Annotated in this window: 23 protein-coding genes and 1 tRNA gene; 10 read left to right on the top strand and 14 right to left on the bottom strand. The window is 72.6% G+C overall.

Annotated features, from left to right (window positions below; translation table 11 throughout):
- Positions 1 to 11: 11 nt before the first annotated feature.
- Positions 12 to 1,190, bottom strand: coding sequence for a steroid 3-ketoacyl-CoA thiolase (locus IE264_RS03520; RefSeq protein WP_015608249.1), 1,179 nt, complete (start codon positions 1,188 to 1,190; stop codon positions 12 to 14).
- A gap of 291 nt (positions 1,191 to 1,481) precedes the next feature.
- Here IE264_RS03520 and IE264_RS03515 point away from each other — a divergent pair, with 291 nt between their 5' ends.
- The gene (locus IE264_RS03515; RefSeq protein ID WP_032753082.1) at positions 1,482 to 2,735 is read left to right on the top strand and encodes a cytochrome P450; all 1,254 of its coding nucleotides are present in this window, start codon (positions 1,482 to 1,484) and stop codon (positions 2,733 to 2,735) included.
- A 13-nt stretch (positions 2,736 to 2,748) separates the two neighbouring features.
- On the opposite strand, the gene IE264_RS03510 is transcribed toward IE264_RS03515, so the two are convergent.
- Together IE264_RS03510 and IE264_RS03505 are read right to left on the bottom strand one after the other, a co-directional pair.
- Positions 2,749 to 4,833, bottom strand: coding sequence for a bifunctional glycosyltransferase 87/phosphatase PAP2 family protein (locus tag IE264_RS03510; RefSeq protein WP_032753369.1), 2,085 nt, complete (start codon positions 4,831 to 4,833; stop codon positions 2,749 to 2,751).
- 183 nt (positions 4,834 to 5,016) lie between these two features.
- Positions 5,017 to 6,234, bottom strand: coding sequence for a serpin family protein (locus IE264_RS03505; RefSeq protein WP_032753083.1), 1,218 nt, complete (start codon positions 6,232 to 6,234; stop codon positions 5,017 to 5,019).
- A 51-nt stretch (positions 6,235 to 6,285) separates the two neighbouring features.
- Here IE264_RS03505 and IE264_RS03500 point away from each other — a divergent pair, with 51 nt between their 5' ends.
- Positions 6,286 to 6,783: a GNAT family N-acetyltransferase gene (locus tag IE264_RS03500; RefSeq protein ID WP_015608253.1), complete on the top strand. Its 498-nt coding sequence runs from the start codon at positions 6,286 to 6,288 to the stop codon at positions 6,781 to 6,783.
- A gap of 75 nt (positions 6,784 to 6,858) precedes the next feature.
- On the opposite strand, the gene IE264_RS03495 is transcribed toward IE264_RS03500, so the two are convergent.
- Positions 6,859 to 8,964, bottom strand: a complete 2,106-nt coding sequence (locus tag IE264_RS03495; protein ID WP_032753370.1) for an MDR family MFS transporter — start codon at positions 8,962 to 8,964, stop codon at positions 6,859 to 6,861.
- A gap of 231 nt (positions 8,965 to 9,195) precedes the next feature.
- Here IE264_RS03495 and IE264_RS03490 point away from each other — a divergent pair, with 231 nt between their 5' ends.
- Both IE264_RS03490 and IE264_RS03485 read left to right on the top strand, forming a co-directional pair.
- Entirely contained in the window at positions 9,196 to 10,332 is a 1,137-nt protein-coding gene (locus tag IE264_RS03490; RefSeq protein WP_190167582.1) for a peptidoglycan-binding domain-containing protein, read from the top strand.
- Positions 10,333 to 10,510: 178 nt separating this feature from the next.
- Entirely contained in the window at positions 10,511 to 11,173 is a 663-nt protein-coding gene (locus IE264_RS03485) for an HAD-IA family hydrolase (RefSeq protein ID WP_032753084.1), read from the top strand.
- 77 nt (positions 11,174 to 11,250) lie between these two features.
- Here IE264_RS03485 and IE264_RS03480 read toward each other — a convergent pair whose 3' ends face one another.
- Positions 11,251 to 11,985, bottom strand: coding sequence for an ABC transporter permease (locus IE264_RS03480; RefSeq protein WP_032753085.1), 735 nt, complete (start codon positions 11,983 to 11,985; stop codon positions 11,251 to 11,253).
- A 252-nt stretch (positions 11,986 to 12,237) separates the two neighbouring features.
- Here IE264_RS03480 and IE264_RS03475 point away from each other — a divergent pair, with 252 nt between their 5' ends.
- The 3 genes from IE264_RS03475 to IE264_RS03465 all read left to right on the top strand — a co-directional run bounded on the left by IE264_RS03475 (position 12,238) and on the right by IE264_RS03465 (position 15,226).
- Positions 12,238 to 12,882, top strand: a complete 645-nt coding sequence (locus IE264_RS03475; RefSeq protein WP_032753086.1) for an HNH endonuclease family protein — start codon at positions 12,238 to 12,240, stop codon at positions 12,880 to 12,882.
- 82 nt (positions 12,883 to 12,964) lie between these two features.
- On the top strand, positions 12,965 to 14,665 hold the full coding sequence (locus IE264_RS03470; RefSeq protein WP_032753087.1) for an alkaline phosphatase D family protein: 1,701 nt from the start codon (positions 12,965 to 12,967) through the stop codon (positions 14,663 to 14,665).
- 114 nt (positions 14,666 to 14,779) lie between these two features.
- Positions 14,780 to 15,226, top strand: a complete 447-nt coding sequence (locus IE264_RS03465) for a DoxX family protein (protein ID WP_032753088.1) — start codon at positions 14,780 to 14,782, stop codon at positions 15,224 to 15,226.
- Positions 15,227 to 15,389: 163 nt separating this feature from the next.
- Here the strand turns inward: IE264_RS03465 and IE264_RS03460 are convergent, their stop codons facing one another.
- Positions 15,390 to 16,157 carry a superoxide dismutase family protein gene (locus IE264_RS03460; RefSeq protein ID WP_051821638.1) on the bottom strand — a complete coding sequence of 256 codons (768 nt, stop codon included), beginning with the start codon at positions 16,155 to 16,157 and terminating at the stop codon, positions 15,390 to 15,392.
- Between the two features lie 197 nt (positions 16,158 to 16,354).
- On the opposite strand from IE264_RS03460, the gene IE264_RS03455 reads away from it, so the two are divergent.
- The gene (locus IE264_RS03455) at positions 16,355 to 17,146 is read left to right on the top strand and encodes a DedA family protein (RefSeq protein WP_032753091.1); all 792 of its coding nucleotides are present in this window, start codon (positions 16,355 to 16,357) and stop codon (positions 17,144 to 17,146) included.
- A 19-nt stretch (positions 17,147 to 17,165) separates the two neighbouring features.
- On the opposite strand, the gene IE264_RS03450 is transcribed toward IE264_RS03455, so the two are convergent.
- From IE264_RS03450 to IE264_RS03415, 8 genes are all read right to left on the bottom strand, one after another.
- Positions 17,166 to 17,402, bottom strand: a complete 237-nt coding sequence (locus IE264_RS03450; protein ID WP_031122304.1) for a DUF2277 domain-containing protein — start codon at positions 17,400 to 17,402, stop codon at positions 17,166 to 17,168.
- 99 nt (positions 17,403 to 17,501) lie between these two features.
- A complete protein-coding gene (locus IE264_RS03445; protein ID WP_032753092.1) occupies positions 17,502 to 18,860 on the bottom strand; it encodes a DUF1254 domain-containing protein in 1,359 nt (452 codons plus the stop codon).
- 1 nt (position 18,861) lies between these two features.
- The gene (locus IE264_RS03440; RefSeq protein ID WP_032753093.1) at positions 18,862 to 19,311 is read right to left on the bottom strand and encodes a DUF7144 family membrane protein; all 450 of its coding nucleotides are present in this window, start codon (positions 19,309 to 19,311) and stop codon (positions 18,862 to 18,864) included.
- Positions 19,312 to 19,588: 277 nt separating this feature from the next.
- Positions 19,589 to 19,807: a hypothetical protein gene (locus tag IE264_RS03435; RefSeq protein WP_015608266.1), complete on the bottom strand. Its 219-nt coding sequence runs from the start codon at positions 19,805 to 19,807 to the stop codon at positions 19,589 to 19,591.
- Positions 19,808 to 19,900: 93 nt separating this feature from the next.
- Positions 19,901 to 20,299: a TraR/DksA family transcriptional regulator gene (locus IE264_RS03430; RefSeq protein ID WP_015608267.1), complete on the bottom strand. Its 399-nt coding sequence runs from the start codon at positions 20,297 to 20,299 to the stop codon at positions 19,901 to 19,903.
- Between the two features lie 48 nt (positions 20,300 to 20,347).
- On the bottom strand, positions 20,348 to 20,593 hold the full coding sequence (locus tag IE264_RS03425) for a hypothetical protein (protein WP_043972032.1): 246 nt from the start codon (positions 20,591 to 20,593) through the stop codon (positions 20,348 to 20,350).
- Positions 20,594 to 20,665: 72 nt separating this feature from the next.
- A complete protein-coding gene (locus tag IE264_RS03420) occupies positions 20,666 to 21,256 on the bottom strand; it encodes a DUF3592 domain-containing protein (protein ID WP_063605708.1) in 591 nt (196 codons plus the stop codon).
- A gap of 223 nt (positions 21,257 to 21,479) precedes the next feature.
- A tRNA-Val gene (locus IE264_RS03415) sits at positions 21,480 to 21,554 on the bottom strand.
- 219 nt (positions 21,555 to 21,773) lie between these two features.
- Here IE264_RS03415 and IE264_RS03410 point away from each other — a divergent pair.
- Together IE264_RS03410 and IE264_RS03405 are read left to right on the top strand one after the other, a co-directional pair.
- The gene (locus tag IE264_RS03410) at positions 21,774 to 22,574 is read left to right on the top strand and encodes a DUF4097 family beta strand repeat-containing protein (RefSeq protein WP_032753094.1); all 801 of its coding nucleotides are present in this window, start codon (positions 21,774 to 21,776) and stop codon (positions 22,572 to 22,574) included.
- Between the two features lie 84 nt (positions 22,575 to 22,658).
- On the top strand, positions 22,659 to 24,107 hold the full coding sequence (locus IE264_RS03405) for a coiled-coil domain-containing protein (RefSeq protein WP_078657308.1): 1,449 nt from the start codon (positions 22,659 to 22,661) through the stop codon (positions 24,105 to 24,107).
- Positions 24,108 to 24,149 lie beyond the last annotated feature (42 nt).

Raw genomic sequence — 24,149 nt, 5'->3', positions numbered from 1 at the left:
GGCCCGGGCCGCTACAGCCGCTGGATGATCGTCCCCGTGGCCAGCGCCCCGCCCGCGCACATCGTGATGAGCGCGAACTCCTTGTCGCGGCGTTCCAGTTCGTGCAGGGCGGTGGTGATCAGGCGCGCGCCCGTCGCACCGACCGGGTGGCCCAGCGCGATCGCGCCGCCGTTGACGTTGACCTTCTCCAGGCCGTCGAGGTCGGCCTCGAACTCCTGGGACCAGCTGAGCACCACCGAGGCGAACGCCTCGTTGATCTCGACCAGGTCGATGTCCTTCAGCGACATGCCCGCCTTCCCGAGCACCGCCCGGGTGGCGTCGATCGGGCCGTCCAGGTGGAAGTGCGGGTCGGAGCCGACCAGGGCCTGGGCGACGATCCGGGCCCTGGGCCTGAGCTTCAGGGCGCGGGCCATCCGCTTCGAGGCCCACATGAGGGCGCAGGCGCCGTCGGATATCTGCGAGGAGTTGCCCGCGGTGTGGATGGCGCTCGGCATGACGGCCTTCAGCCCGGCGAGCGCCTCCATCGAGGTGTCCCGGAGCCCTTCGTCCCGGTCGACGAGCCGCCACATGCCCTCGCCGGCCGCCTGCTCCTCCTCGGTGGTGGGGACCTGGACGGCGTACGTCTCACGCTTGAACCGCTCCTCGGCCCACGCCTCGGCGGCCCGCCGCTGCGAGAGGAGGCCGAGCGCGTCGACCTTCTCGCGGGTCAGGCCGCGCTTGCGGGCGATGCGCTCGGCGGCCTCGAACTGGTTGGGCAGGTCGACGTTCCACTCGTCGGGCCAGGGCTTCCCCGGCCCGTGCTTGGAGCCGCTGCCCAGCGGCACCCGCGACATCGCCTCGACGCCGCAGCTGATGCCCACGTCGATGACTCCGGCGGCGATCATGTTGGCGACCATGTGCGAGGCCTGCTGCGATGAGCCGCACTGACAGTCCACCGTCGTGGCGGCGGTCTCGTACGGCAGGCCCACGGCCAGCCAGGCGTTGCGGGCCGGGTTCATGGACTGCTCCCCGGCGTGGGTGACGGTGCCGCCGACGATCTGCTCGACGCAGTCGGCCTGGATGCCGGTGCGGCCGAGGAGTTCACGGTAGGTCTCGCCCAGCAGGTAGGCGGGGTGCAGATTGGCGAGCGCGCCTCCACGCTTGCCGATCGGGGTGCGTACGGCTTCGACGATGACGGGTTCCGCGGCCATGAGCTCGTCCTCTCCTCGCGCTTCCGCTGGGGGCGTCCCGGCGCCCACGGAAGGAACTAGTACGCGTTCTAGTTCTGCAAGCAGTCTCGTGACGCGGGACCGGCTGCGCAAGGGGCGTGCACGGACCGCGTACACCCCTTGCGCGCGCCCCCGCTTCGGGGTTGTCGACTGTGCGGGACTCCGGCGGGGAACAGATCCGGCCAGGACCCTTGCGACTTGTAGAACTCGTTACTACCTTGCGGGCAGATTCTGATGGACCGTCAGAATCAGGCTCGGAGTGGAGAGGTGCCCATGCGCTGCCCCCATCTGCCCGACGGGTTCGACTTCACCGACCCCGACCTCCTGCAAGCCCGGGTCCCGCACCCGGAGTTCGCCCTGATGCGGCAGACCGCGCCGGTCTGGTGGTGCACCCAGCCCACCAACATCTCCGGCTTCGGCGACTCGGGGTACTGGGCCGTCACCCGCCACGCGGACGTCAAGTACGTTTCCACGCATCCCGAGTTGTTCTCCTCGAACACCAACACCGCGGTCATCCGCTTCAACGAGACGATCAGCCGCGACCAGATCGAGGTCCAGAAGCTCATCATGCTCAACATGGACCCACCGGAACACACCCGGGTCCGCCAGATCGTCCAGCGCGGCTTCACCCCGCGCGCGGTGCGCTCGCTGGAGGCGGCGCTGCGCTCCAGGGCCCGCTCCATCGTCGAGACGGCCCTTGCCTCCGCCGACGCCGACGGCTCCTTCGACTTCGTGACCAACATCGCGGTGGAGCTGCCGCTCCAGGCGATCGCCGAACTCATCGGCGTACCGCAGCAGGACCGTTCGAAGATCTTCGACTGGTCCAACAAGATGGCCGCGTACGACGATCCCGAGTACGCGATCACCGAGGAGGTCGGCGCCGAGGCGGCCATGGAGATCGTCGCGTACTCGATGAACCTGGCGGCGGCCCGGAAGGAGTGCCCGGCCCAGGACATCGTGAGCCGGCTGGTCGCGGCGGAGGGTGAGGGGAACCTGTCCTCCGACGAGTTCGGGTTCTTCGTGATCCTGCTCGCGGTGGCCGGTAACGAGACCACCCGTAACGCGATCAGCCACGGCATGCACGCCTTCCTCACCCACCCCGAGCAGTGGGAGCTCTACAAGCGGGAGCGCCCGAAGACCACGGCCGAGGAAATCGTGCGCTGGGCGACCCCGGTCGTCTCCTTCCAGCGGACCGCCACCCAGGATCTGGAGCTGGGCGGTCAGCGGATCAGGAAGGGCGAGCGCGTCGGGCTGTTCTACTCCTCGGCCAACAACGACCCCGAGGTCTTCGACGCCCCGGAGGCCTTCGACATCACCCGCGACCCCAACCCGCACCTCGGCTTCGGGGGCGGCGGCCCGCACTTCTGCCTCGGCAAGTCGCTGGCTGTGATGGAGATCGACCTGATCTTCAACGCCATCGCGGACGTGCTGCCGGATCTGCGGCTGCTGGAGGACCCCCGGCGGCTCCGCTCGGCCTGGCTGAACGGCATCAAGCAGCTTCAGGTGAGTGCGTCCCCGGACTCCTGAAGCGGGGCCGGCTTCAGGTGAGTGCGTCCTCGGACTCCTGACGCCGGGCCGCCCGGGTGGCTCCTGGCTCCGGCCGCCCGGGTTCCGCCGGCTGCTTCTCCTCCGTCACCAGCTTCCGCGGTCCGGACAGCAAGTACGTCAGCCCGAAGCCCAGCGAGACGACCAGCGCGCCGCCGGCCGCGTCCAGCACCCAGTGGTTGGCGGTCGCCACGATCGCCGCGATGGTGAAGAGCGGGTGGAGCAGGCCGAGCGCCTTCATCCACATCCTCGGGGCGAGCATCACGATCACCACCCCGCACCAGAGCGACCAGCCGAAGTGCAGCGACGGCATCGCCGCGTACTGGTTGGTGACGGTGGTCAGCGTGCCGTAGTCGGGCTTCGCGAAGTCCTGCACCCCGTGGACGGTGTCGATGAAGCCGAGGCCCGGCATGAGCCGGGGCGGGGCCAGCGGGTAGAGCCAGAAGCCGACGAGCGCCAGCAGGGTGGCGAAGCCGATGGAGGAGCGGACCCAGCGGTAGTCGGCGGGGCGGCGCGCGTACAGCACACCGAGGATCGTCAGCGGGACGATGAAGTGGAAGGTCAGGTAGTAGTAGTCGAAGAACTCCCGCAGCCAGGTGATCTGCACGACCGTGTGGTTGACCCACAGCTCGATGTCGATGTGCAGCCACTGCTCGATGGCGTGGATCTGCCGGCCGTGCTCCTCGGCGAGCGGGCGGCCCGCGGTGGCGGCGAGGCGGACCTGTGCGTACGCGGAGTAGACGACCCGGATGAGCAGGAGTTCCAGCAGCAGGTTGGGGCGGTGGAGCACCCGGCGCCAGAACGGCAGGAGCGGCACGCGGGCGAAGCGGGCGGCGACCGGTCTCGCGTGGTCGGTGGGGATGGGCCGCTGCCAGTACGGGGAGGTGCGCAGCAGGAACGGGGCGAAGCAGGCCGCGCCGAGCGCCGCGAGGAGCAGCACGTTGTCCCGTACGGGGATGACCAGGCCGACGTTCGGGAGCAGCATCTTGGCGGGGAGCGTGATGACGAGCACCACGACGGCGGGCCAGACCAGTCGGTCGGAGGCGCGTTTGCCGACTTTGCCGACGACGGCCAGGAGCACCCACAGCAGCTGGTGCTGCCAGGCGGTCGGCGAGACGGCCACGACGACGCATCCGGTCACGGCCACCGCGAGGAGCAGCTGCCCGTCCTGGGCGTAGCGGACCGCGCGGCGCACGCCGACGACGGTGACCGCGGCGGCGAGGACGAGGAACAGGGCGATCTCGGCCGGGCCCTCGAAACCGAGCCGGAGCAGGGCGCCGTGGAGGGACTGGTTGGCCAGGCTGTCCGGCCGCTCACCGAGCCCGGCGCCCGCGACATGGTGCACCCAGTACGTCCATGAGTCCTTCGGCACCGCGGCCCAGGCGGCGGCCGTACAGAGGGCGAAGGCGGCACCGGCGGTCACCGAAGCCCGCCGCTTCCCGGTCAGCCAGAGCAGCGCCGCGAAGAGCAGGAGCGTCGGCTGCAGGGCGGCCGCGAGGCCGACGAGGACGCCCTGCAGCCGGTGGTCCCGGACGACGAAGCAGGCCAGCAGCACCAGCAGGACCGGCAGGATGCTGGTCTGGCCGAGGTGGAGGGTGTTGCGGACCGGCAGCGACAGCATGAGCAGGGTGATGGCGACGGGCACCGCGAGCAGCGCCGTACGCCGGCCGACCGGCGCGGGCAGGGCGCGCGCGGCGACGACGCCGAGGGCGGCCACCAGGAGCAGGGACCCGAAGGTCCACGCGATACCGAGGGAGGCCTCGGCCGAGGCGGTCAGGGGCTTCAGCACCAGACCGGCGAAGGGCGTCCCGGTGAACCGGCCGCTGTCGTACAGCGAGCCCGTCACGTGCAGGACGCCGTTCTCCCCGATCCAGGTCTCCAGATCGGTGAGCCGTTCGCCGGGCGGCTGCCGCAGCACCACCGCCATCTGCCGTACCGCCAGCACGGCCACGACCAGCCAGAGCAGGGCCCGGGTCAGCCCGGTCCTCGTCTCCGTGTTCGTCATCGCGTCCGCCACCGCGCCACCGCGCACACTGTGATCCGCATTTGTCACGCTGCGCCGACCCTCCCACCGTTCCATGCCCCGCCCCTTCGACTCGGGGCAGTGCCGGATGAAGCCTCGCATTGCCCTACGAGGTAGACACAATCAACCCCCTCTTTGCCTGACTGTCATCACGCTTTTGTCCGGAAGAATGTTTGCCCGGCGTCGGCGCGGGGCGGGCCCCCTGGACGATCGGGGGGCTGCGGCCGCCTCGGGGAGGCTTCAGGCCGGGTCGGCGGGGGTGTCCGCCTGCCAGGCGGTGAAGAGCGGGACATCGCTGTCGGCGGGCAGCACGACGATGCCGAACGGGCGGTCGAAGGCGAGGTGCAGGAGCCTCTGCGGCGGCGGGGCCGCGCTCCCGGCCCGCATGGCGACCACCGTCACCGCCGCGGCCTCCACCCCCTCCTCGGCGACCTTCAGCACGGCCTCCTGGACCACGTCGGAGATGGCGAGCGGCTCGGGCGAGAGGCCGGAGAAGTCCGCCGCGTCGGAGGTGGCCAGCCGGATCCCGAGCGCGGGCAGCTGCCCGGTGACGGCCACGCGCGTACGCAGGGTGAGGCGCGGCAGCGCGATGGTCACCCGGTCCGCGGCCGGCGGGGCACCCGCCGCCCGGCCCGCCCACCCGGCGGGCAGCACCCGGCCGGCGCCCGCGCCCGGCTCCCCCAGGACGAACCTGACCCGGGCTCCGCCGCCACCCGGGCCACCGGCACTGCCCGGCTCTGCGGTACCGCCCGGCCCTCCGGCACTGCCCGGCCCACCGGTACCGCCCGGCCCTCCGGTACCGCCCGGCCCTCCGGTGCAGCGCAGTTCGACGACGTACGTGCCGTCCACGGCCCAGACATCGGCGAGCGGGACGTCCTTGGCCATGGTCGGCACCGGTCGGGTCGCCCCGGAGGCGTCGGTGAACGGGAGGTCCCGGGTCCGCCAGGCATCGAACGGCTTCTCCCAGCGGGCCTTCAGCGCCAGGACGTTGACCAGGGCGAGCAGGGTCCCGTCGGTGATCTCCAGGGGCAGCCGCCCGATCAGCCCGCCGGTGGCCTCCCGTACCCAGGCGTCGGCCGCCGCCGGGTCCATCGCGTCGAAGCGGACGTCCGGCAGGGCCTCGCGGTACGCGTCGGCCACCGGCACCCGGCTCCACACCCGGGTCGCCACCCCCAGCGCCCCGGTCAGCGCCAGCTCACGGGCCGCCGCCGTCACGACGGACGCCGCCTCCCGGTCCGCCGTACCGAGCAGGGCCCGCAACTCCCGGGCGGTCCCGCCGCGCGCCCCGGCGGCCACGGCGGCGAGCGCCAGCCACAGCCCGGCGGGCGAGCAGACGAAGCTGCCGCCCTCCGCCGGCTTCCCGGTGGCCAGGGCATCCCGTATCCACCGGCCGGCGAGGTGCTGGACGGCCCGGGCCCGCGCGGCGGAGGAATCGGTGTCGTTGGTCGGTCGGTTCACTGGTGCCCCCTGCACATAATCACGTCGTCCTTCGGCCGTGAAGGAGCAAGAATGCCCCACGTGAACTGGACCGTGACCCCCGAACGATTCGACTCCCCCGACGCCACGGCCCTGCGCCGCGACTACTACGACGAGGTGGCGAGCCGCTACTGGCAGCGGCCCGCCACCGCCGCGGAGCTGGCCGAGGGACTCGCCGACGACGGCGCAGACCTGCTGCTGCCGCCGACCGGCCAGTTCGTCGTCGGCCGCCACGAGGGCAGGGCCGCGAGCTGCGCCGGGCTGGTGCTGACGGAGGAGACCGTGGCGGGTTCGGCGGAGCTGACGCGGGTGTACGTACGGCCGGAGTTCCGGGGGACGGGCGGAGGCGGGCTGCTGCTGGCCGCGATCGAGGAGGAGGCGCGGGCGCTCGGGGTGCGGCTGCTCCGGCTGGACACCCGCAACGACCTGGTCGAGGCGCGCGGGCTGTACGCGAAGCACGGTTACGGGGAGGTGCCGGCCTTCCACCGGCGCAACCCGTACGCGGAGGTCTGGTTCGCGAAGGAGCTGTGAGGAGCTCCCGGGGCTCCCCGGCGCGGGGGCTCCGTCGGGCCGCGCGGTCCGGGCGTGCGGTGCCGTGTACTCCCGTCAGTCCGTGCGGTCCGTGCGGTCCGGGCGGCCGTGGTCCGGGTGGTCGATGTCGTGGTGCCGGTCCGCCGCGTGGTCGCGGGGCGGAGCCGGCTCGTGCGGGCGCTCCTTGCTCGACCCGCTGACCTCCGCGGTCAGCTCGGCGACGAGCTTGACCAGGTCGGTGGGGCGCTCGGGCCCCCACCAGTCGCCCAGCAGCTCCGCGAGGGAGTCCTCCCGGGCCTGGGAGAGCTTCACGACGGCTTCGGCGCCCTCATCGGTCAGGATCATCTGGAGCCCCTCGCGGCGGGCCAGCCCACGCCCTTCCACCTGCCGGGCCGCGTCGGTGATCACCCGCAGCGGTACGGGGGTGACCTCGGCGAGCCGGGCGGGCTCGACGGTGCCGTGCCGCTTGATCCGCAGCAGCAGCCAGCTGGCCGCGGGCAGCAGGTCGTACCCGGCGCGCGCGGTGATCTTCTCGTAGATCTCCCGGCGCCCCTCCCGGGTCGCGAGCACCGACAGGGCGCGGGCGCACTCGTCGTACGAGGAGCGCTCCACCGGGTTCGAGGCGAGCGTCTGGCTGGTGTCGGGGGCGGTGACCGAGCCCCGGAGCTTGTCCTCCCTGAGGAACCAGGCCAGCACGAAGGCGACGAGGACGACGGGGGCCGCGTACAGGAACACGTCCGTGATGGAGGTGGAGTACGCGCTGAGGATCGAGGGGCGCAGGTCGGCCGGGAGCATCTGGATGGCCCGGGGGTCGGCCGCCAGCCGTTCGGCGTCGGCACCCGGCGGCACGGACCGGCCCGCGAGGGCACTTTCGAGCTGTCCGGTGAGCCGGTTGGTGAAGACGGTGCCGAAGATGGCCACGCCGAACGAGGCGCCGATGGAGCGGAAGAACGTCGCGCCGGAGGTGGCGACGCCCAGGTCCTGGTACGAGACGGCGTTCTGCACGACGAGGACGAGGACCTGCATGACCAGGCCCAGCCCGGCGCCGAAGACGAAGAAGTAGAGGCTCATCTCCCAGGTCGAACTGTCCGGGGTGAGGCGGTGGAGGAGCAGGAGGCCGGCGGCGGTGAGAGCGGTGCCCGCGAGGGGGAAGACCTTCCAGCGGCCGGTGCGGCTGACGATCTGGCCGGAGGCGGTCGAGGTGAGCAGCAGGCCCAGGACCATCGGCAGCATGTGCACACCGGACATGGTGGGTGTGATGCCGTGGACCACCTGGAGGAAGGTGGGCAGATAGGTCATCGCGCCGAACATCGCGAACCCGATGACGAAGCTGATGACGGCGACGAGGCTGAAGGTCCTGATCCGGAAGAGCTTCAGCGGCAGCACCGGTTCCGCCGCCCGCCGCTCCACGGCGACGAACGCGATCAGCAGCACCACGGCGAGCACGGCCAGTCCGATGATCTGGGCAGATCCCCAGTCCCAGGTGGTACCGCCGAGGGATGCCACGAGGATCAGACAGGTGGCGACGGAGGCGATGAGGAAGGTGCCGAGGTAGTCGATGGTGTGCTTCTCGCGGCGGACCGGGATGTGCAGCACGGCCGCGATGACGAGCAGCGCGACCACGCCGATCGGCAGGTTGATGTAGAAGACCCAGCGCCAGCTGAGGTGCTGGGTGAAGAACCCGCCGAGCAGCGGTCCGAGCACGCTCGTCGCCCCGAAGACGGCACCGAACAGACCCTGGTACTTGCCGCGTTCGCGCGGTGTGACGAGGTCGCCGACGATCGCCATCGAGAGCACCATGAGCCCGCCGCCGCCGAGCCCCTGGAGGGCACGGAAGCCGATGAGCTGGGGCATGTTCTGGGCGACACCGCAGAGGGCCGAGCCGATCAGGAAGATGATGATCGCGGCCTGGAACAGCTTCTTGCGGCCGTACTGGTCGCCGAGCTTTCCCCAGAGCGGTGTCGCCGCCGTCGCCGCCAGCAGGTAGGCGGTGACCACCCAGGACAGGTGGTCCAGGCCGCCGAGCTCGCTGACGATCGTCGGCAGCGCCGTCGAGACGATGGTCTGATCGAGTGCCGCGAGCAGCATGCCGAGGAGCAGCGCGCCGATCGCCACCAGGACGGTCCGGTGGGACTGCCCTTCGCCGGGGGCCATGGGCTGCGGGCTCAGCTGCTGGGCCATGGGCATCTCCTCGATCCGCTGATCCACTACACCCCCATCCTGGACGTTCTGCCCCCTTATGGCCTGCCGAGCACTGTTTGAGGGTCTGCCGGGCGCCGGTGGGGCGTTGGGCTTCGCCGGAGCGAGCTGCATAATCGCAGGCAGTTCAAGGGGAGGGGACCCACGATGACCGGACACGCATGCCCGGAGTGCGGTAGACGGACGGCAGGCGAGCCCGGCACGGAGCACCGGGTGCCCTGCCGGTGCGGTACGGATACGGGCGCGAACCGGCTCATGGGGGATGAGCTGCGGGCTGCCCGGTCGGCGGAGATGGCCGCGGCGGAGGACTTCGACCCGCTGCGGATCAGGCCGTACGTGACGCTGGGGGACGGTGCGGCGGCTGAGGGCGGGGATGCTGCTAGCGCTTCGGGGTCCGGTGCGGCGGGGTTCGGTGGGCCGGGTTCGGCTGGGACGGGCTCCGGTGGGCCGGGTTCGGCTGGGACGGGCTCCGGTGGGCCGGTGCAGGACGCTTCGGGTGACGCGGCCACCACCATGCCGCTGCACCTGGGCGGCGGCCCGGGGCCTGGCACGGGATCGGGCACGGATTCCCGTACGGGCATGGGTACGGGTACCGGCCCGGGCGCGGGCGCGTACCCCGCGGCGGACGAGAGCAGGCGGCGCACCGCCGCGATGGGCGCGGGCCCCGGCTTCGGCGCGGGGCCGGCCTTCGGGACGGCCCCCGGCGCCCCCGACCCCGTGCAGCCGCGCCGCAGGCGCCCCTTCGCCGCCCTGGCCGTAGGGGCGGCGGTGGCCGCGGTGGTCGGCACGGCGGCCTTCGCCGGAGGGCTCTTCGACCGGGACGGGAGCCAGGACGAGGCCCTGCCGGAGGCGACCACGAGCGTCCCGGACGTCGAGGAAGGGACGGCGGCCTCCGTCGCACCGTCCCCCTCCCCCTCGGCCGCTCCGTCCCGTACGAGGTCGGCCTCGCCCACCCCCTCGGCATCCGCCTCGCCGTCCGCCTCCGCCTCGCCGTCGCAGAGCGCCACCCCGAGCCCGACCGCCTCCGCCTCGGCACCACCGGCACCCGGCACCCCGTCCGTAACGGCGAGCGGGAGCCCGGCCCCGCCGTCCGACGGCCCGCCCGCGGAGCTGGCCCCCTCCTCGCTGCGGCGCGGCAACCAGGGCCCGCAGGTGGCCGTGTTGCAGAACCGGCTCCAGGAGGTGTGGCTCTACCACGGCAACGCGGACGGGAACTTCAACGACCGGGTGGAGAACGCCGTGCGGATCTACCAGTCGTACAAGGCGATCCAGGGCGACCCGGTCGGGGTGTACGGGCCGAACACCCGGCGTGCGCTGGAGGCGGAGACGACCGGTCGGGGGCGCGACTGACCGGGCGTGCAGGGCCGCCGGGCCGGGCCGCCGGGCAGGGGCGGACCTGCGGGATTGGCTTTCCGCCCCAGGTTTTTGTATCTTCGTGGAACAAAGTGGCTCCCGCCCGCACTCCCTGACCGGCGGGCGGGCGCTGCTCTGTACCGCACCACCATCCCCCGCGCTCTGGAGCCAGCCGATGTCGGCCACCGTCCTCACCGCAAGTGCCCTCCTTCTGGATATGGACGGCACCCTCGTGAACTCCGACGCGGTCGTCGAGCGCTGCTGGCGCCGGTGGGCCCTCAGGCACGGACTGGACCCCGAGGCCGCACTCAAGGTGGTCCACGGACGCCAGGGGTACGCCACGATGGCCGTCCTGCTTCCGGACCGCCCGGTCGAGGAGAACTACGCGGACAACCGCGTGATGCTCGCCGAGGAGACCGCCGATGTCGACGGCGTGGTGCCGGTCGGCGGCGCTCCCGCGTTCATGGCCGCGATCGCCGATCTCCCGCACGCACTGGTGACCTCGGCCGACAGCGCTCTCGCGACGGCCCGGATGACGGCAGCCGCGCTGCCGATGCCCGCCGTCCGCGTCACCGCCGAACAGGTCGGCGCCAGCAAGCCGGACCCGGAGGGCTTCCTCAAGGGCGCGGCGGAGCTGGGCTTCGGACCGGCGGACTGCATCGTGTTCGAAGACTCCGAGGCGGGCATCGCCGCGGGCCGGGCGGCCGGGATGCGGGTGGTGGGCGTCGGCCCGCGCGCCGCGGCCCTGTCGCCGGACGCCCATGTCGAGGACCTGACGCAGATCCGGGTGGAGACGGCCGAGGACGGCACGATCCGCCTGCACATCAGCGCGGCCTGACTTCTCCTCATATCGGCTGCCTGCACATCAGCGCGGCCTGAAACCCCTGACGCGCCCCGCCCTACCCCCGGACAGGGTCACTCCCGGTGCAGCCGCCCCCGCGCGACCAGCTCCAGGACCGTCGCGACGGCCACCACCTGCACCGCCATCAACGCCACCAGGACGAAGAGCTGCACGGCGCCCGCCTCCACCGGTGAGGCGCCGCCCAGCAGCATGCCCACGAACGCCCCCGGCAACGTGACGAGCCCCACCGTCCTGGTCTGGTCGAGCCCCGGCAGCAGCGCGTCCGACGCGGCGGGCCGTACGATCTCCAGCCGGGCGTCCCGGTCGAGCATCCCGAGCGCCATTCCCGCCTCCACCTCCCCGTAACGGGTGGTGAGTTCGTCCAGGGCGCGCCGCCCGCCCAGGACGGTCGCGGTGAGCGCGCCTCCGATGAGGATGCCCGCCACCGGAATGAGCGCCAGGCCACGGACCGGCACGAGCCCGGTGACGAGCAGCAGCCCGACCACCGGGAGCGCCCCGGCCGCGATCGGCACGGCCGCCCACCACCAGGTGCTGTTGCGGGTGATGCGCCGCCCCGCCGTCCAGGCCGCCACGGCGAACATCAGCGCCACGAAGCCGAGCAGCGGGGCCAGATACCGGGCCACCCAGCCGATCAGCAGGGATACCGCGGCGAGTTGGACCGCGGCCCGCACCCCGGCCGCCAGGATCTCGCGCGAGCGGCCGAGCCCGGCGCGCGCGGCGACGGCGGCCGCGAAGACCAGCAGGACGGCGAGGACGACCCCGAGGGCCGGTGAGACGGGAAGCAGCACGCGGCAACGATAGGACCGGCCGGCACGGCATCCGCGCTCCGGCGGCGCCGCGCCCCTTCCGCACATCCTTCGACTCCCGCCGCCCGCCCGGCGGTTGATTCACTCCCCGCGCACCTGTCACACCCCTTGATGTGACGTGCACATGTCGTCACGCTGTTACCTGGTGCCCATCCCCAAGAAACCTGGCGCCGCCACGCTGGCCGGGCTCCACATGCCGCCCGCCCACGCACCCCCCACCTCAAGGGAGTTCGCATGCTCGGTGTCTACGCGCGTCGCTCAGCCGTCGTCGCTGCATCCGCCGCCCTCGCCGCCACCTCCGTACTGCTCACCGCCCCGACCGCGCAGGCCGCCCTCCCCACCCCGGTCAGCGCGGCGACCGCACGCACCTACCTCGGCCAGCTCACCGTCGGCGCCGAGGGCTCGTCCAGCGGGTACAGCCGCGACAAGTTCCCGCACTGGATCACCCAGTCGGGCGCCTGCAACACCCGTGAGGTGGTCCTCAAGCGCGACGGTACGAACGTCCAGCAGGACGCCTCCTGCGCCGCCGTCAGCGGCAGCTGGTACTCGCAGTACGACGGCGCCACCTGGAGCGCCGCGTCCGATGTCGACATCGACCACATGGTCCCGCTGGCCGAGGCCTGGCGCTCCGGTGCCAGCAGCTGGACCAACGCCCAACGGCAGTCCTTCGCCAACGACCTGACCCGCCCCCAGCTCATCGCGGTCACCGACAACGTCAACCAGGCCAAGGGCGACAAGGACCCGGCCAAGTGGATGCCGCCGCGCGCGGCGTACAAGTGCACCTACGTCCGCGCGTGGGTGCATGTGAAGCACCAGTACAACCTGAGCGTGGACTCGGCCGAGAAGAGCGCCCTGCAGTCGGCGCTGAGCGGCTGCTGACCGCCGGAACCTGTGCACCCTCCCCCGTCGTTATGTACGTTACGGAGCCTCATCCGCGACGTCCGACGCGAGGAGGCAACACATGGCCGGGCTGCGTCTGGGACCACTGCTGCGGTACGTGGACTGGGAGAGCGGGTCCACCGCGACCGTCTGGGCAGAGGCGAGCCGTCCGTGCACCGTGGAGGTCCGGTGCGCGGACGGCGCCTCTGGGGCCTCGCCGACCTTCGCGGTGGCCGGGCATCATTACGCGCTGGTGGTGGTGGAGGGGCTGACGCCCGGCACCACCACGGCGTACGAGGTGCTGATCGGGGACCGGCGCGTCTGGCCGCCCGAGGACTCCCGCCTCCCACCGAGCACCATCACCACGCCCCCGGTGGCGGGGGCGGGGGCGGACGGGGCGGCGGCCGCGACGGACGGGCCGGGCGTCAGGATCTCGTTCGGCTCGTGCCGCTGGGCCGCGTCCCCCGGCGGCGGGCACGACCCCGTGGGCCCGGACGCCCTGGTCACCCTGGCCGCCCGCCTCGCCGCCGACCCGGCCGCCGAACGCCCCGACGTACTCCTCCTGCTCGGCGACCAGGTCTACGCGGACGAGACGTCGGAGGCGACGCGGCGGAGGCTGGCGGCCCGGCGCGATCTGCGCGAGGCGCCGGGCGCGGAGGTGGCGGACTTCGAGGAGTACACCTGCCTGTACGACGAATCCTGGCGCGACCCCGAGGTGCGCTGGCTGCTCTCCACCGTGCCGAGCTGCATGATCTTCGACGACCATGACGTGATCGACGACTGGAACACCAGCGCCGCCTGGCAGCGTGACATCCGGGCCACACCCTGGTGGCACGAGCGGATCGTCAGCGGGCTGATGTCGTACTGGGTCTACCAGCACCTGGGCAACCTCTCCCCCGCCGAGCTGGCGGCCGATCCCCTGTACGCCACCGTCACGGCCTCCCCCGACGGCACCGAGGCGCTGCGCCGCTTCGCCGCCGAGACCGACGCGGATCCCGCCCGGACCCGCTGGAGCTACCAGCGCATTTTCGGCCGAGTGCAATTGCTGATGGTGGACACCCGGGCGGCCCGCGTCCTGGACGAGGAGCGGCGGGCGATGCTGGACGACGACGAGGCCCGCTGGCTGCGGGAGCGGGTGCTGGAGAACCCCGCCGCGTACGACCACCTCCTGATCGGCAGCTCGCTGCCGTGGCTGCTGCCCCCGCTCGTCCACGACGCCGAGACCTGGAACGCGGCCCTGTGCGCGGGTGCCCGCGGCGGCCGCTGGGCCCGCTTCGGGGAGAAGCTGCGCCGGGCGGCCGACCTGGAGCACTGGGCCGCGTTCCCCGATTCCTTCGGCCGGTTCACGGAGCTGCTCCGCCAGGCGGGGAGCGGGCCGGACGCCCCGGCGACGGTATGTGTGCTGTCCGGGGACGTGCACCACGCCTACATCGCCGAGCCGCACTGGCCCGCCGCCACCCCCGGCGGCGCCCCGGACGCCCACGTCCTCCAGCTGACGTGCTCGCCCGTGCACAACTCGGTCCCCCGGTCGATCCGGCTGGGGTTCCGGTTCGGCTGGAGCGGGGTCGGCCGGCGCATCGGCCGGCTGCTGACCCGCCACGGCCGTACGGAGCCGTCGCCGGTCACCTGGAGCAGGGCGGGCGGCCCCTGGTTCGGCAACCAGCTCATGACGCTGACCTTGCGTGGCCGGAACTCTGCGCTGACATTGGTCCAGGCCAAGTCCGGCGCTGGAGGCAACCAGCTGGTGAGCGTTCTTGAGCGTTCACTCACCAGGGAGCCGTAGTCGATTTTCAGCCAGCCGACAGAATGTTGAACTTGCAAGCACTAGTGAGGTTTCCCTAACCTGAGGCGCTCAGTCGGTTCACGTCCCCACCCAGACCGAAGGAGCCCACCCCCCATGCTCAACCGCCTCAACGGGGCCCAGCCCTATGCGCTCGGCCTCTTCCGCTTCATCATCGGCCTGATCTTCGCCATCCACGGCGCCTCCACCCTCTTCGGCCTCTTCGGCGGCCGCGAGGCGGAGGCCGGAGCCTGGCCGGGCTGGTACGCCGCCCTGATCCAGCTGGTCTGCGGCACCCTGGTCGCCCTCGGCCTCGGCACCCGGGTCGCCGCCTTCCTCGCCTCCGGCTCGATGGCCTACGCGTACTTCAAGGTCCACCAGCCTGAGGCGCTCATGCCGGTGGGCAACGGCGGCGAGGCCTCGGCCCTCTTCTGCTGGGCCTTCCTGCTGCTGGTCTTCACCGGCCCCGGCGCCGTGGCCCTGGACCGGCTCTTCGGGGCGCGGACCACGCGGGTCACCGCCGAGGAGCCCCGGCGCGAGCCGGCCACGCCCGTCTCGGTCTGACGCCCCGGTACTCCGGGGACCCGGCACACCCCCACCGGCGCCGACCCGGTGGCCGGGCCCCCCGGACGGTACGGTGCCCCGCCCCCGCGCGACTGTCGCGTGGGGGCGGGGCACCGCCGTACTCCCGACCTCACGCCCAGGGCGCGGAGTGCGGGTCGAGCGCCTAAGGCGCGAACGGCACCGTGAAGCAGGCCACCCGCTTCCCCGCGCCGCCCTGCGCGTCGTGAACGATCACCGACCGGGCGCCGCCCTCCCGGAACCCCCAGTCGTGCCGGGCCTCCGCCTCGCCGTCCCCGTTCCCGTCGGTGCGGAAGTCCAGCCACACCTCGTTGACCGGGTCCGCGGTGGCCGAGGTGCGGTGCTGGTAGTGCGGCCCCGCCGACACGGGGTCGGCCCCACAGGGCGCGGTGTGGACGTGCATCCCGTACCCGCGGTTCGGGACGAGGCCGCGCAGCCGGGTGGTGACGCGGTGGCTGGTCCGGTCCGCGTACTGCGTGACCTCGATCCGCGCGGCGGCCGGGACCAGGCCGGTGTCGTACGTGAGGGCGTCGGACGGAACGAAGGAGCCGGGCGGGGAGAACACCCCGTCGGCCCGCATCCAGAGCCCGCCGCTCCGGGAGGCACCACCGACCAGCGGGGCCTCCCGGGTCCCGGCGGCCTTTCCGTCGCCGCTCACCTTCCCGGTCCCGCCGGCCTTCCCTGCGTCATGGGCGGCGTGCCCTCCACTGTCCGGAGCGGGCGCCCCATCCGTGCCGTCAGCAGCACCATGGGCGATGGAGACACCGCCGGCGAGCATCACCAGGGCCACCGCGCCGACCAGCACCCGCCTCCGTACCGTCCCCGGCACCCGTGACTCCCGCCCCGACTCCGCCCCTGCGGCCTCTGCCACCCCTGCTGCCCCTGCTGCTGACCCGTCCACCTGTGCCGTCATGTGCTGCTCCTCGCTCGTGCCGGTCGCTTCGCCTCCCTAACGCGCGTACCGCCCACGAGGTGTACGTGACCCGCACAACATCACCCGACCCTGAGCGATCTGCGCGGAGCTCTCACGCGTACGCTGTACAGCTGAACCTGCCGCCCATGCCGCTCCCCTGCGACGTCGCGGCGTTGACACGACCGGGGAGTAGACGGGTGCTTGAGAGTCTGGGCGCACTGACCAGCAGCCCATGGATCTACGTGGTGGTCGCCGCTTCGGTGCTCCTGGACGTCTTCCTCCCCCTGCTGCCCAGCGGGGTCCTCGTGATCACCGCCGCCACCGCGGCCGCCGCGGGCTCGACCGGCGTCAACGGTTCGGGGGACGCGACCGGTGAGGTGCCCTCGCTCGTCGTCCTCATCCTCTGCGCGGCCACCGCCTCGGTGCTCGGTGACCTCGTCGCGTACCGCCTCGCCTGGCGCGGGGGCGACCGGCTGGACCGGGCGATCGCGCGCTCACGCCGTCTCACCAGGGCGCAGGAACGTCTCGGCGCGGCGCTCAGCCGGGGCGGCGGGGCGCTCGTCGTCATCGCCCGCTTCGCGCCCGCAGGCCGCTCGGTGGTCTCCCTCGGTGCGGGCGCCGCCCACCGCAGGGTGCGGGACTTCCTGCCGTGGTCGGCCCTGGCGGGCCTGGCCTGGGCGGGCTACAGCGTGGGGCTCGGCTACTTCGGCGGCCGGTGGCTCGGTTCGACCTGGTTCGGGACGGCCGTCTCGGTGCTGGCCCTGTTCGTGGCGGGCGCGCTGGCCGCGTTCGTCGTGAAGCGCCCGGCCGCAGCGCGGGCCGGGACGGCGGAGGCGCACCAGGACTCCTCCGGACCGGCGGCAGCCGTATCCGCCGGGGCCACCGCGGCCCAGGCCGTCCAAGCCGTCCAGGGCCTCGTCCCCGGCACCCTGCCCGGCCAGGCGGGCGGCCCCGCCCCGGCCGCCTCACCGGCTCCGGTCTCCCCCTGAGCGTCCCCCCGCCGCGGGCTCAGCCCCCGGCGGTGCTCCGCGCGCCGGAGCCCCGTATCTCCAGGCCGTCCAGGAGCGTCATCGTGGCTGCGGTGATCTCCTCGACGGCACGGTCGAACACCTCCCGGTTGTGTGCGGCGGGCGCACGGAAGCCGGACACCTTGCGTACGTACTGAAGGGCTGCGGCCCGCATGTCCTCCTCGGTGGCCTCTTCGGGGAGGGCGGGCGGTCGAAGGGTCTTGATGCTGCGGCACATGACTCCAGTGTGGACCGCACCACTGACAACGGCCCGGCGCCGGACCACGGACGTTCACTCGTCCCGCCCCGCGCGCATCCCGCTCCGCGCGACCGGCGCTCAATCCCCGACCCGCTCGACGGCGGGGATCTCGTAACTCCCGTCGAGGACGGCGGCCCCCGGTGTGTACAGCCGCAGCATGGGCCGGAAGTCCCCGGCGGGCGCGGGAAGCCAGTTCGCCGCCCGCGCGGGGTCGGCGGGCCGCTCCCGGGAGAGGTACAGGGTGAGCGAGCCGTCGTCCGCGTGGACGAGGCCGGGCGTACGGTCCCCGATCGAGTACCGGCCGGCCGGGTTGTCGACGAGGTAGTAGTCCGGGGTGTTGTACATGGTCACCGACCAGAACGACTCGACGGGCGGCGGCTCCGGGAAGCGCAGCACATAGGAGTGCGCCCCGTTCAGCTGCCGGCCCTCACTGTCCTGGAAGGTCTGGGCGTACACCGCCTCGTAGCCGTGGTTCCCCCACAGCCCGATGCGGGCAGCCACGGCGCGGGCCAGGTAGGAGGCCTCGCGGTCGGCGATCCGCCACTCCGGCGAGTCGATCGTGCCCACGCCGAAGTGGTCCAGGTTGTAGTCGAAGAGGTGCGGGTTCGTGTTCCAGCTCCCCGGCCTGGCGCCCCCGCCCGTCCCGGCGCGGCTGACCCCCTCGACCCGGGCCCGCCCCCGCTCCAGCCCCTGCGTCAGCGCGCCGACGAGAGCCGGGTCCGCGGCGGCGTACGGCGAGGGCCCCTCCTCCAGCAGCCCCAGCGGCTGGAACCGGTCCTGGTACGCCTGGTCGGCCGGGGACGGTGGGAAGTCGGCCATCCACACCCGCAGCTCCTCGAAGAAGCGCAGCTCCTCCGGTGCGCCGGGCTCGGGCGTGGGCAGCCCGGTGCGGTGGGGTCGGCCGTCGAGCGGGGTGAGGGTGAGCTGCTCCTGGAGCGCCCGGACGCGCGGCAGGTCGCCGGGGCCGTCGCAGGCGTTGCGCCCGGCGACGGTGACCACGGCGGTGGGTGCGTCGATCACCCCGCGTACGCCGTCGGGGACGCTGCCGGACCAGCCGGGCGGCACGATCAGCCACTCGCCCTCGCCGGTACCGGTGGCGCGCCGGCCGACGTACGCGAAGTTGTTCGTCCAGGCGTCGACGAACTGGAGCACGTAGTACGCGCCGCCGGTGTCGGGGACGTGGAGGCGCAGCGGCCCGCCGGACAGGTCGAGCTGGGCGATCGAGTAGACGGTGTCGTTGTTGACGGAGACGAACTCCGTCCGGTGGTCGGCGAGGTGCTCGGAGTGGGCGAACCGGTTGAACGGGGCGGCCGCCAGCGCCCCGAACCCGTCGCGGAGGGAGGTCCCCACCATGGAGAGGTCGTAGACCAGGGGGTATCCGTAGATGTACGCCTCGGCGGCGAGGTCCACGAGGTCCGCGTCCTTGCTTTCCGCCACGTCAGAACGCCGGCTTGGAGCGGTCGGTGCACAGGGCCCAGATGATGAAGACGTCGATGGCGATGGTGACGACGGCCCAGATCGGCGTGTACGGGAGCCACATGAAGTTGGCGATCAGGTTCAGGGAGACGAGGGCGATGCCCACGGCCCGGGCCCAGGTCGCGCCCTTGAGGATGCCCCAGCCGACGAAGATCAGGACCACGCCGAGGATGAGGTGGATCCAGCCCCACGTGGTGACGTTGAACTTGAAGACGTAGTCGTTGACCGCCGCGTACACGTCGTTGGTGGCGATCCCCGCGATGCCCTTGATCACTCCGAGGACACCGTCGACGAGGAGCAGGAACCCGGCGAACAGCGTTCCGCCGCCGGCCCAGGCGCTGCCGGAGTCGTTGCCTGAGGAGGATGCGGCGGGGCGGGAGGTGCCGGGCGTCGGTGAGGTGGGCTGGGACATGGGGACTCCTTGGCCGGGACAGGCGCGGGCGCCTGCTGTCCTGACCTGCGCTGATGGTGCGTGCAGATCAGCTTCGACGTTCCTCGCGGCCGCCCCGGCCAGCCACCTGGACGCACCCGTTCGGGTGACGGCTCACGGAGCGCTGACGGAGACGATGTGCCCCTGGGCGTCCACGGTGAGGGCCACCCGCTCGACCCGGCTGACTGACCAGCGCCACGCCCGCCCGCACGGTCCGGCACGAGCCCACGACCGGGCCCTCTTCGGGCGCATCACGTGCTCACGCCCAGGTGTCGAGGTCGCCGCCGCGCCATTCGATCAGCCCCGGCCGGTCCAGTTCGACGACCTGGTCGGGCCCGGGCGCGAACCCGGCGGCCCGCAACAACGCGGCCACTTCGCCCCGCCCGTGCGCCAGCCCCACGATCTGCCCGTGCACGGTGACCCGCCGCCCTCCGGTCGCGGAGGGCGGATAGACGATCACAGGCGGATGTGCGGCCATGTCTCCACGGTGCCTTGGGGGGTCGCGGAGCGCATCCCGGGAGAAGGCGTGTCGGTAGGCGGCGGCACACAGCGCCCCAGCCCTCGGGCACACTCAACGCCGACGCTCCGCACCCCCGCCGGCACAGCCGACGCAAGTGGTAGCCGCCGGACGCACTTCGAGCCGGGCTGCCGGAATGGACTCGCCACACTCCTCGCAGCGCCCGTAGTCGTCGGCCTCCAGCCGCTCGACGGCCAGGTCCAGCTCGGCCAGGTGCTCCCGTGCCTGGGCCAGGAGGGCGGCGACATGTGCCCGCTCGAAGGCGGTGCTCGCCCCCTCGGGGTCGTGCTCGTCGTCGACGGCCACCAGGGCGTTCGCCTCGACGATGGCGTCGAAGTCACGGCTCAGGGCCGCCATCCGCTCGCTCGTGTCGGCATGTTCCGCCACGAGCCGCTTCCGTACCGCTTCGCGCTCGGGCGGAACGTACGGGTCACCACGGATGTCATCGGTCACTCACTGCACAACGCGGGGCCGGGAGCCCCCATTCCACCCGTGGATCCGCTACGAACCCTCGCTGAAGCGGACGGACCAGGCGTAACCGCTCAGGGTGTCGTGCGGGACCTGCCGGACCTCTCTGACCTGGCAACCGTCGTGGGCGTACTTGAGCGCGAACCGGTCGAGACGCTGCGCGTCGGTCAGTTCCTCCATGGACAGCGGCGCCCCGACCACGAGGTCCTCGTGGAGGACGTCGCCGGTTGCGGAGCCGTCCGAGCAGGCCGAGCAGTGATGCGTTCTGGGTAGGGGCATACCGCCAGTGTGCGCCTCACCCGCCGCTTTGTTGACCACAGCGGCCAGGGAACAGGGGATTCGCGCACCGCGTCAGGTGCCGAGCGGCTCGGCCTCGCCCTCGTCGTGCCGCTGCCCGTCCCGAGGGGCCCCGCCCTGCCTCCGGGCCGCGAACCACTGCCGCACCACGAAGACCGCCGCAACGGCCGAGATCAGCAGGAAGAGCAGAGAGGCCCCGCCCGACAGCACCGCCAGCACGACAGCCCCGCCGCCCCCGACATCCTCTTCGCGGGCGACGACCTCGGGGTCGTCCGCCTGGTACCGGACGGTCATGCGGGCGCCGACGGAGCTCCTGCCGCCCCCGCTGCCCACCGGCAGATCCGCCACCACGGTCCGCCCGCCGGCCTCGAACTCGACCTCGCACTGGCCCGCCATGCACGCGCCGCTCGCATACAGCGTCGCCTCTGCCCGCTCGCCGTCCTTGAGAGAGCGCAGGTGCTGCGCCGCCGGAAACATCACCAGCGCCGACAGCGCGCCCAGGAGCAGCCCCAGGACCAACGACATCAGCAGGGCCGCACGAGGGTTGGAGCGGTCCGCACCCGCGTCCCGCTGATGCGCGGAGGAGGAGCCTGCGTGCGCTGTGCCGTCCAGGTCGCTCGCCATCCCTTCCAGCTCGTGCGGCACACCCCACAGGTGGGCCGCACCTCGTATCCATGATGCTGAACAGGCTAAATCGTGAGCCGAGTTGGCTTCATGTGCTGATGTCGGCAGACCGGACACGACACGGCTGCCCGCTGTCGGCAACGAAGGCCGACGGGGTCCCGATGCCCTCGCGTCGGAGCACTCGCCGCAGGTGGTCGGCAACGGTCGACGCCCCCGCAGCGGCTCGCTGCGGGGGCGTTCTGACTGGTGGGCGCGGACGGTTTCGAACCGCCGACATCTGCTTTGTAAGAGCAGCGCTCTACCCCTGAGCTACGCACCCGTGGATGAGGCAACAGCGTACATGGACCGGGCCCCCTGCTCCTAAACCGATAGGGGCCCCGAGCTGCGGGGGCTGGGCGCGGGTGGGGGGATAACCCCACCCCCGAGACGGTAGCCGCCCGGATGCCGCCGAAGGGGCCTCGGTACATACGGTTTGCAGTACACCGGCAGCGACGACCGGTGGCACCGTCCGGCTGTACCTCCTGGGGGACCGATCACCGTGGACATCGTTACCAGCGCACCGACCCGCAAGCGCAGCGGGGTCCCCGGACGCGTATTCGCCGTGGGGGGCGGGGTCGCGCTGCTCGCGCTGGCTCTCACCGGGTGCGGGGGCGCCGACATCGAGGACGCGCCTGTGGAGCGCAAGGCCTTCGCGTTGGAGGGGAAGACGCTCACCATCGACGCCGAGGACTCGACCGTGACCCTCGTGCCGGCCGATGTGGAGGAGGTCGAGGTGGAGCGGCAGGTCGACGGGTGGGTCGTGCTGGGCAGCGGGCCCGATCCTGTCTGGACGATGAAGAACGACACCCTGACGCTCCGCGTGAAGTGCGACGCCATGATCAACAACTGTGCCGCACGCCACGAGGTGAAGGTGCCGCGCGGGGTGACCGTGAAGGCCGACGCGGACAACGGGGAGATCACCGCGGTCGGGTTCGACACCCCGCTGCGGCTCTCCGCCGACAACGGCGACATCGTCGTACGGGATTCCGGCGGGCCGCTCGACCTCAAGAGCGACAACGGGTCCGTCCTCGCCGAGCGGATAGGCACCAAGTCCGTGGTCGCCCGCGCGGACAACGGGGAGATCCGGCTGGGGTTCAGCGGCGTGCCCGATCTGGTGGACACGGTCAGCGACAACGGGAGCATCGTCATCGATCTCCCGCAGGGCGGACAGAAGTACACCGTGAACGCGAGCGCCGACAACGGGGAGGTCTCCATCGGGGTGCCGCGCAGCGACAGCAGCGCCCATGTGGTGAAGGCCCGTAGCGACAACGGGGAAGTGAAGGTTCGAAGCGCGAACTAGAACCGCGAACTAACCGACCCGTGTGTTCGTCCTTACCTGGTGGGAGAATGTACCGGCAGGGGCGGAACAGCACGGGAGAGGGATGTGACGGCGACACACACGCGGCCAGAGGCAGGAGCGGGTGGGAGTTCCGCCGTCGGGAGCGTTTCGGGTGCCCGGGGCGGGAGCCACGAGCGGCGAGCGCCCGGAAGGCAGACGGGCCCGGCGGGCCAGGGGCTCCGGGATGTTCTGGCCCTCGTGCTGCTGCCCGTGCCCCTTCTCGTCGCCGCCCTGCCCGCCGCCTTCGCCGGGGGCGGTACACGGCGGTGGTTCGGTGGGCGTGGGGAGAGCCAGCGTGCCGAGGCCCAGGCGGCCAGGGACGCGGCCGCCGAGGCGTTCTACGAGCTGGACACCGCCCAGCGGGATCTCAAGATCTCCATCGAGACGATCAACGCCGTGGACAACTCCTCCCGCGGCCGCAAGGCGGCGGAGGACTTCGCCGCGCTGGGGCGGCGGATCGACGACGTCAGCCACGCCTACATCACCGCCGTCGACGCCCACGACCTGGACCGGGACGATCTGGAGCCCTCCGTGGCCTCCAGCGCCCGCACCCAGCTGACCCGGGCCAAGGACGATCTCGTACGGGTCAAGGGCGAGCTGGACCGGTTCGGGCAGGGGCTCGGGGCGCTGCTGGGCAGTGCGGAGACCCAGCTCGCACGGCTCGCCCCCGCCGTGGAGCGGGCCCGGCAGGCGCTGCTCGGCGCGAGCAACGCGCTCGATGCGGTACGGGCGGCGGGGCTGCGCGCCGATGAGCTGGCGGCCAGGCTCGCCGCCCTCGCCCCGGAGCTGACCAAGCTGAACCAGGGCGCCGGAAAGCACGGGGTCGCCGAGACGCTCCAGCGGGCCGATGTGGTCCTGCGCGATGCGGAGGCCCTGCGGGCCGAGGCGGAGCGGCTGCCGGAGCGGGCTGCCGAGATCGACCGGCGGCTGGTTTCGCTGCGGACCCGTGCGCAGGCGCTCACAACGCGCGCCGGTTCGGTGGAGCCGGTCCTGAGCGAGCTGCGGCGGCGTTTCTCGGCCGCCTGCTGGCAGGACCTCCAGCAGGTGCCGGAGCAGGCCGCCGTCAACGTGCGCCAGGCCGAGGAGAAGCTCGCGGAGGCGGCGAAGGCCCGGGACGAGCAGCGCTGGGCGGATGCCACGTCCCGGCTGTCCACGGTCCGTGCCCTGCTCAACGCGACGGACGAGGCGGTCTCCGCCGCCGGGGACCGGCTGCAGCGGCTGGACGCCGTGGCGAAGGACCCGCAGCAGGAGATCGAGCGGACCAGGTTCGCCGTACGGGACGCGCAGCGCCTCGCCATGGCCGGCCGGCACACGCCCGATCCCCGGCACGCCCGGCCGCTGGACGACTCCGTGACCCGGCTGGACCGGGCCATCGCCGGTCTGGAGGGCCGTCACCCCGACTACTGGCACTTCCTGACCGAGACCGAGGCCGTGCGGCAGACCGCCGCCCGGGTCGTCTCCGACATCCGCGAGGAGCGCGGCGGCGGCGCCTGAGTCCGCGCCGTCCCGGGAGGCCGTAGCCGTGGGGCCCCGATG

Origin of the sequence: Streptomyces microflavus (assembly GCF_014650075.1) — a bacterium.
GTDB classification, from domain to species: domain Bacteria; phylum Actinomycetota; class Actinomycetes; order Streptomycetales; family Streptomycetaceae; genus Streptomyces; species Streptomyces microflavus.
The sequence above is the reverse complement of the archived record's forward strand: the minus strand, read 5'-3'. Positions and strand labels throughout refer to the sequence as shown.